This window comes from Scandinavium sp. (assembly GCF_051650185.1).
Taxonomy (GTDB): domain Bacteria; phylum Pseudomonadota; class Gammaproteobacteria; order Enterobacterales; family Enterobacteriaceae; genus Scandinavium.
This window is the reverse complement of the sequence record NZ_JBOFIN010000135.1, coordinates 13,431-26,896: the sequence shown is the minus strand read 5'-3', so window position 1 is coordinate 26,896 and position 13,466 is coordinate 13,431. Positions and strand designations below refer to the sequence as shown.

Genomic DNA, 13,466 nt, shown 5'->3' with positions numbered 1-13,466 from the left:
ACCTGTTCAATAATAAAAAAGGATATGAGCAATGCGTAAACACCTCCTGGCAATGCTGGCTGTCTCCACCCTGATGATGGGCGCGGCTCCGGCATTTGCCGACCTTGGCGAAGACATGGACACCCTGTCCGAAAACCTGAAGATTGTGCAAAAAACCGATGACGCGACCGAGATGAAAGCGGCACTGGCGAAGATGCGCACCGCGGCACAGGACGCGCAGAAGCAGACGCCACCGAAGCTTGAAGGCAAAGCGCCTGACAGCGCAGAAATGAAAGATTTCCGCCATGGCTTCGACGTTCTGATTGGCCAGATTGACGGCGCAACCAAGCTTGCGAATGAAGGCAAAATCAAGGAAGCGCAGGGCGTGGCTCTTGATTTGGCAGGCACCCGTAACACCTATCACAAGAAGTACCGTTAATCGGCTGCCTGGTCGCCCAGGCGAGCGCTGATTCACTGACGAGGAAAATTCCCTTTCCTCGTCACTCCTTCCGTTTTCGCTTCCAGTTTGCATAACAAAACCTTATCGACATCACAGTTTTACGTGTTGCCTCGCAATGCATTTCCCCTTTAGTCGACCCGCTTTCCAGTTCATTCCCGTGACACTCATCACGCTAATCCAGCATTTATGACGTATTCGGCCGAATTCTGTGGGACAGATCACTCCTGCCGCCCGCCTTTCCACTTTGAAGTGGAAAACAACTCGCTACAAACCTCCCTCTTGCCACGTTAGTTTTTACTCAGACGCAACAAACGGGGTCAGAAGAGTGAACAACGGAGCAGTCATTACCGACGCAGGGAGTCAGACCGAAGAACTTGCTACACGCATGCTGAGCCAGGTGTACAGCCTGCTCAAAGGTCACGACATCATCCCGAACGACGTCCAGGAGCAAATGCTGACATCACATGTCCGTGCCATGGCTCATCGGTCTATTACCGGTGAACCGTTGCCCGAAGTGGAAGCCAGCCTGTTTGAAGAAATTTCACCCGAATCAATGACGCTTGCCCGCGAAGTGGTGGCGCAGTTTGGCAACCTTCCGGACGAAGAGGCCTGGCTGCTGTCGGTGCACTTCGAAGTGGCAAAAGAAAACCTTTAAGGAGAGAAACATGGGACAGATTACCGTAGTGATTGGCGACCGTCTGGGCAAAGGCCAGAAAGTGGCTGCCGGTGTTGAGAAAGCGGGTGGACGTGCCGTAGTCGTACCTGGCGTTGCCGCTGATATGAAGCTTGGCGATGTCATGAAAGCAGAAGGCGCAACCTTCGGCATTTCCTTCTGTGGCAGTGGTGGCGCAGGCGCTATTACCGCGCAGACCAAGCACGGCTACAAAGCGAAATACGGCATGCGTTCTGTTGAGGAAGGCGTGACCGCCATCAACGAAGGCGCGAACGTACTGGGCTTTGGCTTTATGGATAAAGAAGAGCTGGGCGAGCGTCTGGTTCAGGCCTGGCAGAAGAAGTACGGCGAATAAGTATGAAAGAACAATTCACCACCACGGTGAGGGTGAAGGGCAAAGGCGAGGCGAAAGCACGTGCCTTTGCCGATGCACTCAACCAGGTACAAGGGACGGTGATGAAAGCATCACCGCATATCTTACTGCGCATTGAACCCCAGGACGTGGCTGTTGTTCAGGCGCAGGAGGCGGTTCGGAAAGAGGCGTTTCTGTTTTTCTTTCTGCGCCGGGAACGTCGCACATTCAGTGTGGAGCTGGATGTCACCGTCAACGTGACAGCGTTAAACCTCGACAAAGTGGATTTCGTCACGACAACATAACCATTAGAAAAGGACAGACTCATGTTCCTGATTATTCTCTTTAAATCGCTGATCATCGGTGGCCTCGTGGGCGTCGGTGTGGGCGCTGGCGCAGCACGCATGTTTCATGCACCCACCACGCAAGGGATGGGTGCTTTTCGTACGTTGGGCGAACTCAACTCCTGTGAGGGCGACCCGGCTTCCCACTTCTCCTTTGGTCTGGGCTTCTTCTTTAACGCCTGGGCATCGTCCGTTGCGGCGGGTGCCTTCACCCAGGACGTTGATCACCGCATCATCCCGCACTGGGGCGCTTCAGCGCTGATGCTGAAAAACCGTAACGTCGCAGAAACCCTGCACGATCCGAAGAAAATGGCGATTGCCTGTGGCCTTATCGGCATGGTCGTGGTGGCGTTCCTCAACTCTACCGCGTCGGCTGTACCGGAAGCGTTGCAGGTCACTGCGGTCAAAGTGCTGGTGCCTGCGGCTAACCTGCTGGTGAACATCATCATGCCAGTGATTTTCTGGCTGGCGGCGATTGATGCCGGTAAGAAATCCGGCTTCTGGGCCACCATCTTCGGCGGCGCAGCGCAGCTGATTATGGGTAACGCCGTACCGGGTCTGGTACTGGGTATTCTGATTGGTAAAGGCGTTGAGGACGCGGGCTGGAACCGTGTCACCAAAATCATGATGGCAGCCATTATCGCCCTGTTCGTTCTGAGTGCCTTCTTCCGTGGCTTCGACATGAAGATGATCGAGTCCTTCCACATGACGGTGCCGAACTGGCTGGATCTGCTGCATAACGCGCTGAGCGGCAAATAAGGGGATAACAGATGGAACAGAATAAAGGTTTTTGGTACGCGGACTGGTCATTCCCGATCTTTGTCGGCCTGCTTTCCTCCGGCGTCTTCGCCGGGACACACATGTACTACCTGTACGGCATCGGTGCTTTCAACGAAGTGGCCTTCGTGGCCATGCTGAAATCCGGCATCGACACTGGCGTTTACGGTGCGGTCGCGGCGTTTGGCGCGAGCTTCCTGTTTGCCCGAATCATTGAAGGTTCTCTGGTAGGGATCCTGGATATCGGCGGCGCGATTCAGACGGGCGTAGGCCTCGGCGTTCCAGCGTTGCTGCTGGGCGCAGGGATTGTTTTCCCGGTGGCTAACTTTGCCGCTTCCCTGGCAACGGGTCTGATTATCGGCCTGGCGATTGGCTACATCATCATTCTGGCGCGTAAGTTCACGGTCAATCAGAGCAACTCCACCTACGGTGCAGACGTGATGATGGGCGCGGGTAACGCTTCAGGCCGCTTCCTCGGTCCTTTGATTATTCTCAGCGCGATGACGGCGTCCATTCCTATCGGCATTGGTTCGCTGGTTGGCGCGTTACTGTTCTACATCTGGCAGAAGCCTATTACCGGTGGAGCGATCCTCGGGGCAATGATCCTCGGTTCCATCTTCCCGGTGGCGATTGGTTAAGCCAGCAAGGAGAAAGCGATGTTTGATTTACTGCTTAAGGGCGCACGCCTGGTTGACGATACGGTAACGGATATCGCCATTAAAGACGGCAAAATTGCGGCCCTGGGCGACATTAACGGCGAGGCGACGAAAGTCGTCTCCCTCAATGGCGAGCACTACGTCAGCGCGGGCTGGATTGACCTCCACGTCCACTGCTACCCGAAATCACCGATTTACAACGACGAGCCGGACAGCGTAGGTATCGCGACCGGCGTCACCACGGTGATTGATGCAGGCAGTACCGGTGCCGATGACGTAGACACCTTCTATGAACTCACCCGCCCGTGCGCCACTGACGTTTATGCGCTGCTGAACATCTCCCGCGTGGGGCTGATTGCGCAGAACGAACTGGCGAACATGGCGAACATTGATGCGCAGGCTGCGAGTGCGGCCATCAAGCGCCACCCTGATTTCATCGTTGGTCTGAAAGCGCGTATGAGCAGCAGCGTGGTCGGTGAAAACGGCATCACGCCGCTGGAAAAAGCGAAGGAAATTCAGAAAGCCAACGGCGATTTACCGCTGATGGTTCACATCGGCAACAACCCGCCGAATCTGGATGAAATCACCGAACTGCTGACCTCCGGCGACATCATCACCCACTGCTATAACGGCAAACCAAACCGCATTCTGACGCCCGCTGGCGAGCTGCGTGCGTCCGTTTCCGGTGCGCTCAAGCGCGGCATCAAACTGGATGTCGGTCACGGCACCGCGAGCTTTAGCTTTGAGGTGGCGAAGCAGGCCATTGCGATGGGCATTCTGCCGCACACCATCAGTTCCGATATTTACTGCCGCAACCGCATCAACGGCCCGGTGCACTCACTGGCGCGCGTGATGGCGAAATTCCTCGCCATTGGCATGTCGCTGCCGCAGGTCATCAACTGCGTGACCTCAAATGCGGCTGAGGCGATCCGTCTTAAGCAAAAAGGCCAGCTGGCCGTCGGCTTTGACGCTGACCTGACCATCTTTACGCTCAAACACCAGCCGGTGACGCTGGTGGATGCTGAAAACAACGCCCTGCAGGCGGACCAGGATCTGGTGCCGCTCGCCGCCATCCGTGCTGGCAGGGGCTATATGACCGAACAAGGGAGTGCTGAACATGCCTTCGATTTATGAGAAATACCAGCTTAAACAAGTGATTAACGCATCAGGCCGTATGACGGCGCTGGGCGTATCCACCCCGCGTCCGGAAGTGGTTGACGCGGTGCTGACCGGGATGAATCACTACTTCGAAATGAAAGATCTGGTGAACAAGACCGGGGAGTACATCGCGAAGCTGCTGGACGTAGAAGGGGCGACCGTGGTGTCCTGCGCCTCTGCGGGTATCGCACAGTCCGTCGCTGGTGTGCTGGTGAAAGACAGCGACTGGCTGCTGGAAAACCTGCATGTCACCCCGATTGAGAACAACGAAATCGTTCTGCCACGCGGCCACAACGTTAACTTTGGCGCACCGGTTGGCACCATGGTTGCCCTCGGCGGCGGCAAGCTGGTCGAAGCGGGCTATGCGAACGAGTGTTCAGCCGATCAGCTGGCGGCGGCCATCACCCCGCGTACTGCGGCAATCCTTTACATCAAATCTCACCACTGCGTGCAGAAAAGCATGCTCAGCGTCGAACAAGCCGTTGTGGTGGCGCGTAAACACAACCTGCCGCTGATTGTCGATGCTGCGGCTGAAGAAGATTTGCAGTGCTACTACCGCTCTGGCGCAGACCTGGTGATTTACAGCGGCGCGAAAGCTATCGAAGGGCCAACCAGTGGTCTGGTTATCGGCAAAACCCAGTATGTTGAGTGGGTGAAGCGCCAGACTGGCGGGATTGGTCGCGCGATGAAAGTCGGCAAAGAAGGCATTCTTGGCCTGACCTGCGCCATCGAACATTACCTGACGGCCGAAAAAGAAAGCGGCGCGCAGATGGTGGAGAAGATGACGCCATTTATCGCAGCGCTCAACAACCTCAACGGCGTGACTGCCCGCGTGGTGTGGGATGCGGCGGGTCGTGACATCGCTCGTACCGAAATCAAGTTCGATGAAGCGGTAACAAAAATCGCTACTGGTGAGCTGGTCGCAGAACTGAAGAAAGGCGAATACGCCATTTACTTCCGTGGCTACAAAGCTAACGAAGGCATTATTGAGGCGGATGTGCGCAGCGTGAACGCACAGCAACTGGATATCGTGGCAGCTCGCATCGGCGAAGTGCTGAACAAGGAGAAAAACGCATGAAACTGACCCCAAACTTTTACCGTGACCGCGTGTGCCTGAACGTACTGGCAGGCTCTAAAGCCAACGCCAGCGCGGTTTATGAAGCAGCAGAAGGTCATGTGCTGGTCGGCGTGCTCTCCAAAAACTATCCGGATGTTCCAGCGGCTGTGGCTGACATGCGTGAATACGCGAAGCTCATCGACAACGCCCTCTCCGTAGGCCTGGGCGCGGGCGACCCGAACCAGTCTGAAATGGTGAGTCTGATTTCCCGCGAAGTGCAGCCGCAGCACGTGAACCAGGTGTTCACCGGCGTCGCAACCAGCCGCGCGCTGCTGGGGCAGAAAGAGACTGTCGTCAACGGTCTGGTTTCGCCAACCGGTACGCCGGGCATGGTGAAAATCTCCACCGGCCCGCTGAGCAGCAAAGAGCAAGATGGCATCGTGCCGATTGATACCGCCATTGCCCTGCTGAAAGACATGGGCTGTAGCTCCATCAAATACTTCCCGATGGGCGGCCTGAAATGCCGCGATGAGTACCAGGTTGTCGCTGAAGCCTGCGCCCGTCACGATTTCTGGCTGGAGCCGACCGGTGGGATCGATCTGGAAAACTACAGCGAGATCCTGAAGATTGCCCTCGATGCGGGCGTGAAGAAGGTTATCCCGCATATCTACAGCTCAATCATCGACAAAGCCAGCGGCGACACGCGTCCTGAGGATGTGCGTACTCTGCTGGAGATGACGAAAAAGTTAGTAGGTTAATTTCCCCCCTCTCCCTAACCCTCTCCCCGTGGGAGAGGGGCGGGGAGAGGGCATCAGGCCGCACTTACGTTCAACCACCGTCAAGGAGTCATCATGCTGTCTGCACGTCACCTGCTTGTCGCTTCATTCTCGTTACTTGCCACCGCCGCCACCGCACAGACACAGTTCGCCTGGGTTGGCACCTACAATCCCAACGGTGAAGGGCTTTATCGCTTCACCATCGATCCGCAAACTGGCGATCTTCACGATAAAACGTTGGTCAGCTCCCTCCCTAACGCGGCGCAGTTGACGGTGTCTCACGATGGCAAAACGCTGTACGTTGCCAGCGAAGCGGAAAAAGGGCTGGTGCAGGCGCTGAAAATTGGCGCAGACGGGACGTTGACCGAACTGAATCAGGTTTCTTCTGGCGGGGCCGGGCCGGTGTATTTGAGCCTGACGCCAAACGGGCGTCATCTGCTGGTGGCAAACTACGTCAGCGGCACGATTGCGGTTCTGCCGGTCAACGCTGATGGCTCGCTGGGCGAAGCGTCTGATACGCATCAGGATGAAGGCCCGGCGGGTGCAGGAAAACCTGAAGCCGCAGCAGAAGGCAGCTTTGCCATCAGCGATCATAACGGGCCGCATGCGCACATGATCGCTGCCGACCGCCAGGGCAAATATGTCTTCTCAACCGATCTGGGTCTGGATCGCATCTACCAGTATCACTTCAACGACGAAACCGGAAAGCTGACGCCGAACGATCCGCCGTTTATCAATGCCTCTTCGAAAGGGGCGGGCCCGCGCCACTTTGTCTTCACGCCAAAGGGCGATGCGCTGTGGCTCATCAACGAAGAAGCCTCCACGCTGACCCATTATCGGCTGGATCTCGCGAAAGGCACGCTGACGGAAGGCAAAACCGTCTCGTCACTGCCCAAAGAATTTAAAGGCACCAACTTTGCCTCCGGGCTGGTGCTGAGCCATGACGGCAAGCAGTTATATGTTGCCAACCGATTGCATAACAGCGTCGCACACTTTACGGTATCCGCCGACGGCGAACTCATTCATCAGGATGATGTCTGGACCCGAGGCGACTACCCGCGTACCGTCACGCTGGATCCGAAAGGCCAGTGGCTGTATGTGATGAATCAGCGTAGCGACAATATTACCCGCTTTAAGGTCGCGCCGAAGAGCGGCAAGCTGAGTTTTGAACCTGGCTATACTGCCGTAGGCAGCCCGTCACAAATGGTGATATCACCGTAAACCCTGCAAGGAATACGGGCCGACCTGGCCCGTTTGAGCAAAGAGGATATTGAGTGCGATTCCCGAACCAACGCCTGGCGCAACTGTTCACTCTGTTGCAAAACGAAACGCTGCCACAGGACGAGCTGGCACAGCGGTTGTCCGTTTCCACACGTACCGTTCGGGCCGATATTACTGCGCTTAATGCTTTGCTGGCCCAGCACGGGGCGCAGTTCGTGCTGAGTCGCGGCAATGGTTATCAGCTGCGGGTCGACGATCAGGCGCTCTTTCAGTCGTTGCAGGAGGCTCAGCCCCGCGCGCCGCGCATCCCTCGCACCGGGCCGGAGCGCGTTCACTATCTGATGGTTCGCTTCCTGACTTCCGCCTTTTCGCTCAAGCTCGAAGATTTGGCTGATGAATGGTTTGTCAGCCGCGCGACGCTACAGGGCGATATGGCGGAAGTGCGTGAGTGGCTGGCGCGTTATCAACTGACGCTCGAGACCCGCCCTCGTCACGGCGTGAAGCTGTTCGGCAGCGAAATGTCTATCCGCGCCTGCCTGACCGATTTGCTGTGGCAGCTGGCACAGCAGGACAGCAACAATCCGCTGCTGACCGAAGAAGCGCTGAATGCAGGCGTGCCGGAACAGCTCGCCGGAGTGTTGCAGGAGGTTTTCAGCCGCTGGCATATTCGTCTGACCGATGAGGGCGAGCTGTTTGTGCGCCTCTACTGCGCTGTAGCGGTACGACGCATCAGCGAGGGTTATCCGCTGCCCGAATTTACCGCCGACGATGTCGACGAGAAGGTGTTCCACGCGGCGCGCAACATTGCCGCCACGCTCGAAAAAATGACCGGCAAAACGCTGGCGGATTCGGAAGAGAACTGGCTGCGGGTGCATATCGCGGCGCGTCAGGTGCAGGAGATAGCGCCCAGCCACATCAATGCCGACGACGACGAAGCGCTGGTCAATTACATCCTGCAGTTCATCAACACGCACTATAACTACAATCTTTTGAGCGACGAGCAGCTGCACGCCGACCTGCTGACGCACATCAGGACCATGATCACCCGCGTGCGCTACCAGATTATGATCCCCAATCCGCTGCTGGATAACATCAAGCAGCACTATCCGATGGCCTGGGATATGACGCTGGCGGCGGTGTCCGGCTGGAGTAAATACACCCCGTGGACCATCAGTGAAAATGAGATTGGTTTCCTGGTGCTGCACATCGGCGTGGGGCTTGAGCGGCATTACAACATTGGCTATCAGCGCCAGCCGCGCGTGCTGCTGGTGTGCGATGCCGGTAACGCGATGGTGCGCATGATTGAAGCGGTGCTACAGCGCAAATATCCGCAGCTGGAAATGACCGCCACCATAACGCTGCGTGAGTATGAGCAGCGGGAAGCTATCAGCGAAGATTTTGTGGTGTCGACGGTCCGCATCGCGGAGAAAGACAAGCCGGTGGTGGTGATGTCGCCGTTCCCGACGGAATATCAGCTTGAGCAAATCGGCAAGCTGGTGCTGGTCGACAGAACCCGTCCGTGGATGCTGGAAAAATATTTCGACGCGCGGCACTTCCGCATTATCAACGAACCGATGGAAAGACAAACGCTGTTCAGCGAGCTTTGCCAGCAGCTAAGCCACGAAGGGTTTGTGGATGCAGAATTTTTAGATTCCGTGGCCGAGCGTGAAGCCATCGTCAGCACCATGTTGGGGGATGGAATCGCGCTGCCGCACGCCTTAGGCTTGCTGGCGAAGAAAACCGTGGTTTACACCGTGCTGGCCCCGCAAGGCATTGCCTGGGGTGACGAAACCGCCCACGTGATTTTCCTGCTGGCGATAAGCAAAAGCGAATACGAAGAGGCGATGGCGATTTACGATATCTTCGTGACGTTCCTGCGGGAAAGGGCGATGACGCGGCTATGCGGCTGTAAAAACTTCAGTGAGTTTAAAACGGTGGCGATGGAGTGCGTCAGCCGCTTCTGATCGTCAACGCAGGTGATGCACCACCTGATTACTGCTGCCTCGCCAGATAAGTGCGGGATCTTTCAGATCCTGCACGAACTTCCCGTCAATCAGCACGTTGATCAGATCAACGACTTCCATCTGGGCTTCGGTCAGCTCAGCCAGCTTATAGCCTGTCCAGACCCAGATATCCTTTCCTTCGCATTCCGCGTGGACACGCTTCACCAACCGTAAAATATGCGGCACGTTCTGCGGGTGTAGCGGATCGCCGCCAGACAGCGACAGCCCCTGACGTTTGATACGAGTGTCGTTGAGATCGGCAATGATCCTGTCTTCCCTTTCCTGGGTAAAAGGCTCACCGGAGTTCAGCCGCCAGGTGCTTTTGTTGTAGCAGCCAGGGCATTCGTGGACGCAGCCAGAAACAAAAAGCGTGCAACGAGTGCCGGGGCCGTTAACGATGTCGACAGGGTAGTACTGGTGATAATTCATAGCGTATAACCTGATACCCTCACCCCGGCCCTCTCCCTAAGGGAGAGGGAGAATACCAGCGCAAGGCCTTAACAATGTGCTCGATCAGTTCCCTCTCCCTTGAGGGAGAGGGCTAGGGTGAGGGGGAAAACTAACAGCGTACGCAAATGATCAGCCGATCTGCCCATTCTCCAAATGCTTCACGCGGCGCTTCACTTCTTCCTGCTTACCGGCGTTAAACGGACGCGCGTCCGGGCTGCCTAAATAGCCACACACCCGGCGGGTGACGGACACGCGAGCCGCGTCGTGGTTACCGCATTTCGGGCAGGTGAAGCCTTTGCTGGTGCACTCGAACTCACCGGTGAAGCCGCACTCGTAGCACTCGTCGATCGGCGTGTTGGTGCCGTAATACGGCACGTGCTGATAGCTGTAATCCCACACGTCTTCCAGCGCTTTCAGGTTGTGCTGAATGTTCGGGTATTCGCCATAGCAGATGAAGCCGCCGTTGGCGATCGGCGGGTAGCCCGCTTCGAAATCAATCTTGTCGTACGGGTTCACCTTTTTCTCCACGTCGAGGTGGAAGCTGTTGGTGTAGTAGCCTTTGTCGGTTACGCCGTCGACCAGGCCGAACTGTGCGGTATCAAGGCGGCAGAAGCGGTCGCACAGGTTTTCACTTGGGGTGCTGTACAGGCTGAAGCCGTAGCCGGTTTCTTCTTTCCACAGATCCACCGCATCGCGCAGGCGCTGCACAATCGCGATACCTTTCTCACGCAAGGCTTCGCTGTCGTACATATGCTGATTGCCGAACAGCGCGTTGATGGTTTCGTGAATACCGATGTAGCCCAGTGAAATGGACGCGCGGCCGTTTTTGAAGATTTCCGCCACATCGTCGTCGGCTTTCAGACGTACGCCGCAAGCGCCTTCCATATAGAGGATGGGGGCGACACGGGCTTTCACGCCTTCAAGACGTGCGATACGGGTCATCAGCGCTTTGCGCGCCAGCTGCAGGCGTTCGTCCAGCAGCATCCAGAACGCGGCTTCGTCGCCTTTGGCTTCCAGCGCGATGCGCGGCAGGTTGAGGCTGATCACGCCGATGTTGTTACGGCCATCATGCACTTCTTCGCCGTTCTCGTTCTCCCACACGCCGAGGAAGCTGCGGCAGCCCATCGGGGTTTTGAACGAGCCGGTAACTTTGACGACCTGATCGTAGTTCAGGATATCGGGATACATGCGCTTGCTCGCGCACTCCAGCGCCAGCTGTTTGATGTCGTAGTTGGCATCGCCGACTTTGTGGTTCAGACCATCGCGGATTGCAAACACCAGTTTCGGGAACACTGCGGTTTTGCGGTTTTTGCCCAGGCCGGCAATGCGGTTACGCAGGATCGACTGCTGGATCATGCGCGATTCCCAGCTGGTGCCGAGGCCAAAACCGAAGGTGACGAACGGCGTCTGACCGTTGGCGGTGTGCAGGGTGTTGACTTCATACTCCAGCGACTGGAACGCGTCATAGCACTCTTTTTCGGTGCGGGAGTGGGCATAGCCTTCCGCATCCGGAATCTGCCACTCTTCTGCGGTTTTACGGTGCTTCTCGTAGCTCAGGGTGACGAACGGCGCCAGCACTTCATCAATGCGGTTGATGGTGGTGCCGCCGTAAATGTGGCTGGCGACCTGGGCGATGATCTGCGCGGTGACTGCCGTGGCGGTTGAGATGGATTTCGGCGGCGCAATTTCCGCGTTGCCCATCTTAAAGCCCTGAGTCAGCATGCCTTTCAGGTCGATCAACATGCAGTTGAACATCGGGAAGAACGGCGAATAGTCGAGATCGTGGTAGTGAATTTCCCCACGCTCGTGCGCCTGCACCACGTCATACGGCAGCAGATGCTGGCGTGCGTAGTGTTTCGCCACGATACCCGCTAGCAGGTCGCGCTGGGTTGGGATCACTTTGCTGTCTTTGTTGGCGTTCTCGTTGAGCAAGGAGGAGTTGGTCTGCTCAACCAGACCGCGAATTTCCTGGTTCAGGCGGCCGCGCTTTTCACGCTGCACGTCACGGTCGTGACGGTATTCGATATAGGCACGAGCCAGCTGCTTGTACGGCCCGGACATCAGCTGGTTTTCAACCGCGGTCTGGATTTCATTGATATCAACCCGGTCGCGACCCTGCATTTGCAGGCTGACGGCCTCTGCGACGGTGGCGCAATAGTCTGCGTCATCGACTCCCGCTGCTTTGGCCGCACGCAGGATAGCTTCCTGGATGCGTGCTGAGTTGAAAGGCGCTTTACAGCCATCTCGTTTCATCACATGCGGTGTCATGATCACTCCATATTTAAAGAACAGGTTATCCACAGAGGGGGAATGCAAACCTCGGAGAGGATTCAGCTTGTCAGCCAAACACTTTCTTCAGTACCGGCCCTTTTTATCCACACTTCTCACCGCCAGTCTTTGGCAGTTATTGATGAGAGAATAGACGATTAATACAATATGTAGGGCCGGGGTGCATTCTAAGTTCTATATGTAGTGATTTGCATCAAACATGTTTGCGATTTTTTTGATTCAGAACAAAGTAAAAATGGGACGGCGCGGCAGACGGGCTGTTTCGCTTAAGGCGAAATTTCTGATACCGGGGGCTGTGCAAAAAAGCAACGAAATCAGGTGGTCACAGCGCGATCAACGCTGTGAAAACGATCACGCTATGAGGTTATCGTTCAGCAGGTCAGCCAGCATCAACAGCGCGTAGCGCGCCGCCTGGGGTGAGGGGGCAAGCGGCAGGACTTCAGCGGCCATGTTGCTGAGTGCGTGGCCGTCCGGCGTGAGGGCGAAAATGGTGGCCCCCTGCATTCGCGCCTGTAGCGTCGCACCTTGCAGGATGCTGTCGGCGGCACCAGTGGCCAGCACCATCAGCACGTGATCGTCGCTGAGCGTGCTGGCAATCATCCGCATCAGGTTGCCGTCCTGACACAAATTGATGACGATGCCTAACGGCAACAGCTGGTGCTGAAGCAGCGTCGCCAGCGGAATATCGTGATCGCCAAGCGCGAAACAGTGGACCGCACGGGCGCTCAGCAGCCGCGCCTTCAGTTTTTCTACCGCGCTTTCACTGGTGTGCTGAAGCTGGTGTGCCAGCGTCAGGTTGATGACATCGAAACGGTCACGCCAGCTGGAGGGCAGCGCGGCGCTATTTTCCTGAAGCCAGGTCGAGCGACGCTCACTGGCCTGCGCCAGCTGCTTACGCAGGTCACGAATATCATCACAGCCCACCGAACGGGCAAAGCGGGTGATGGTCGCCGGGCTGACGCCCGCTTTTGCCGCCAGCTCGTCAATCGAGGCGCTGGCGGTAAAGCTCATGTTTTCCAGAATAAACGCCGCCACCCGGGATTCCTGGGCGCTGAAACGTCTCATCCCATCCTGCAGTTGACCCACGATATCCATCGGCTGTTTTCCTTTGCGTGATGTCACGGTTTGAAAATATTTTTCACTTATCGGTAAGGCTGGTTATACCACTTAATCGTGATGACGCCTATATTTTCGCTTGAATCATGGCTGTGTTGCGGACAAATAATGCGCGGAAAGTGTACCTGGATCACATGCATGAAAATAAATTTCAT

At 56.5% G+C, this 13,466-nt stretch carries 14 protein-coding genes; 11 read left to right on the top strand and 3 right to left on the bottom strand.

The features are described 5' to 3' along the window. Positions 1-31: 31 nt before the first annotated feature. The 11 genes from cybC to ACRCWW_RS18355 all read left to right on the top strand — a co-directional run bounded on the left by cybC (position 32) and on the right by ACRCWW_RS18355 (position 9,417). Positions 32-418, top strand: coding sequence for a cytochrome b562 (gene cybC, locus ACRCWW_RS18405; protein WP_438683677.1), 387 nt, complete (start codon positions 32-34; stop codon positions 416-418). Between the two features lie 346 nt (positions 419-764). After that, positions 765-1,094, top strand: a complete 330-nt coding sequence (locus tag ACRCWW_RS18400) for a glycine dehydrogenase (protein WP_438683676.1) — start codon at positions 765-767, stop codon at positions 1,092-1,094. 10 nt (positions 1,095-1,104) lie between these two features. After that, positions 1,105-1,467 (top strand): SFCGS family glycine-rich protein, encoded by a 363-nt coding sequence (locus tag ACRCWW_RS18395; protein WP_438683675.1) that lies wholly within the window; start codon positions 1,105-1,107, stop codon positions 1,465-1,467. A gap of 2 nt (positions 1,468-1,469) precedes the next feature. Then, on the top strand, positions 1,470-1,769 hold the full coding sequence (locus ACRCWW_RS18390) for a DUF4312 family protein (protein WP_438683674.1): 300 nt from the start codon (positions 1,470-1,472) through the stop codon (positions 1,767-1,769). Positions 1,770-1,790: 21 nt separating this feature from the next. Further along, positions 1,791-2,567: a DUF4311 domain-containing protein gene (locus ACRCWW_RS18385; protein ID WP_330985381.1), complete on the top strand. Its 777-nt coding sequence runs from the start codon at positions 1,791-1,793 to the stop codon at positions 2,565-2,567. Between the two features lie 11 nt (positions 2,568-2,578). Continuing rightward, a complete protein-coding gene (locus ACRCWW_RS18380; RefSeq protein ID WP_097162682.1) occupies positions 2,579-3,223 on the top strand; it encodes a DUF4310 family protein in 645 nt (214 codons plus the stop codon). A gap of 18 nt (positions 3,224-3,241) precedes the next feature. Next, positions 3,242-4,375, top strand: a complete 1,134-nt coding sequence (locus ACRCWW_RS18375) for an amidohydrolase/deacetylase family metallohydrolase (RefSeq protein WP_438683673.1) — start codon at positions 3,242-3,244, stop codon at positions 4,373-4,375. Continuing rightward, on the top strand, positions 4,359-5,477 hold the full coding sequence (locus tag ACRCWW_RS18370; protein ID WP_438683672.1) for a DgaE family pyridoxal phosphate-dependent ammonia lyase: 1,119 nt from the start codon (positions 4,359-4,361) through the stop codon (positions 5,475-5,477). The genes ACRCWW_RS18375 and ACRCWW_RS18370 overlap by 17 nt, the downstream gene beginning before the upstream one ends. Next, positions 5,474-6,214, top strand: coding sequence for a 2-dehydro-3-deoxy-phosphogluconate aldolase (gene dagF, locus ACRCWW_RS18365; RefSeq protein WP_438683671.1), 741 nt, complete (start codon positions 5,474-5,476; stop codon positions 6,212-6,214). Before ACRCWW_RS18370 ends, dagF begins: the two co-directional genes overlap by 4 nt. Positions 6,215-6,307: 93 nt before the next feature. Next, positions 6,308-7,453, top strand: a complete 1,146-nt coding sequence (locus tag ACRCWW_RS18360; RefSeq protein ID WP_438683670.1) for a lactonase family protein — start codon at positions 6,308-6,310, stop codon at positions 7,451-7,453. Positions 7,454-7,506: 53 nt separating this feature from the next. After that, positions 7,507-9,417: a BglG family transcription antiterminator gene (locus ACRCWW_RS18355; protein WP_438683669.1), complete on the top strand. Its 1,911-nt coding sequence runs from the start codon at positions 7,507-7,509 to the stop codon at positions 9,415-9,417. A gap of 3 nt (positions 9,418-9,420) precedes the next feature. On the opposite strand, the gene nrdG is transcribed toward ACRCWW_RS18355, so the two are convergent. The 3 genes from nrdG to ACRCWW_RS18340 all read right to left on the bottom strand — a co-directional run bounded on the left by nrdG (position 9,421) and on the right by ACRCWW_RS18340 (position 13,290). Beyond that, entirely contained in the window at positions 9,421-9,885 is a 465-nt protein-coding gene (nrdG, locus tag ACRCWW_RS18350) for an anaerobic ribonucleoside-triphosphate reductase-activating protein (protein ID WP_438683668.1), read from the bottom strand. A 150-nt stretch (positions 9,886-10,035) separates the two neighbouring features. Beyond that, positions 10,036-12,174 carry an anaerobic ribonucleoside-triphosphate reductase gene (gene nrdD, locus ACRCWW_RS18345; protein WP_438683667.1) on the bottom strand — a complete coding sequence of 713 codons (2,139 nt, stop codon included), beginning with the start codon at positions 12,172-12,174 and terminating at the stop codon, positions 10,036-10,038. 372 nt (positions 12,175-12,546) lie between these two features. After that, complete coding sequence (locus ACRCWW_RS18340; RefSeq protein ID WP_438683666.1) at positions 12,547-13,290, bottom strand: MurR/RpiR family transcriptional regulator; 744 nt, start codon at positions 13,288-13,290, stop codon at positions 12,547-12,549. Between the last annotated feature and the right edge of the window lie 176 nt (positions 13,291-13,466).

Bases quoted from the DNA above. Each gene is read 5' to 3' on its own strand.
- nrdD (WP_438683667.1), bottom strand. From the start codon at position 12,174: ATGACACCGCATGTGATGAAACGAGATGGCTGTAAAGCGCCTTTCAAC.
- ACRCWW_RS18360 (WP_438683670.1), top strand. From the start codon at position 6,308: ATGCTGTCTGCACGTCACCTGCTTGTCGCTTCATTCTCGTTACTTGCC.
- ACRCWW_RS18380 (WP_097162682.1), top strand. From the start codon at position 2,579: ATGGAACAGAATAAAGGTTTTTGGTACGCGGACTGGTCATTCCCGATC.
- ACRCWW_RS18340 (WP_438683666.1), bottom strand. From the start codon at position 13,290: ATGGATATCGTGGGTCAACTGCAGGATGGGATGAGACGTTTCAGCGCC.
- ACRCWW_RS18385 (WP_330985381.1), top strand. From the start codon at position 1,791: ATGTTCCTGATTATTCTCTTTAAATCGCTGATCATCGGTGGCCTCGTG.
- nrdG (WP_438683668.1), bottom strand. From the start codon at position 9,885: ATGAATTATCACCAGTACTACCCTGTCGACATCGTTAACGGCCCCGGC.
- dagF (WP_438683671.1), top strand. From the start codon at position 5,474: ATGAAACTGACCCCAAACTTTTACCGTGACCGCGTGTGCCTGAACGTA.
- ACRCWW_RS18370 (WP_438683672.1), top strand. From the start codon at position 4,359: ATGCCTTCGATTTATGAGAAATACCAGCTTAAACAAGTGATTAACGCA.
- ACRCWW_RS18390 (WP_438683674.1), top strand. From the start codon at position 1,470: ATGAAAGAACAATTCACCACCACGGTGAGGGTGAAGGGCAAAGGCGAG.
- ACRCWW_RS18375 (WP_438683673.1), top strand. From the start codon at position 3,242: ATGTTTGATTTACTGCTTAAGGGCGCACGCCTGGTTGACGATACGGTA.
- cybC (WP_438683677.1), top strand. From the start codon at position 32: ATGCGTAAACACCTCCTGGCAATGCTGGCTGTCTCCACCCTGATGATG.
- ACRCWW_RS18395 (WP_438683675.1), top strand. From the start codon at position 1,105: ATGGGACAGATTACCGTAGTGATTGGCGACCGTCTGGGCAAAGGCCAG.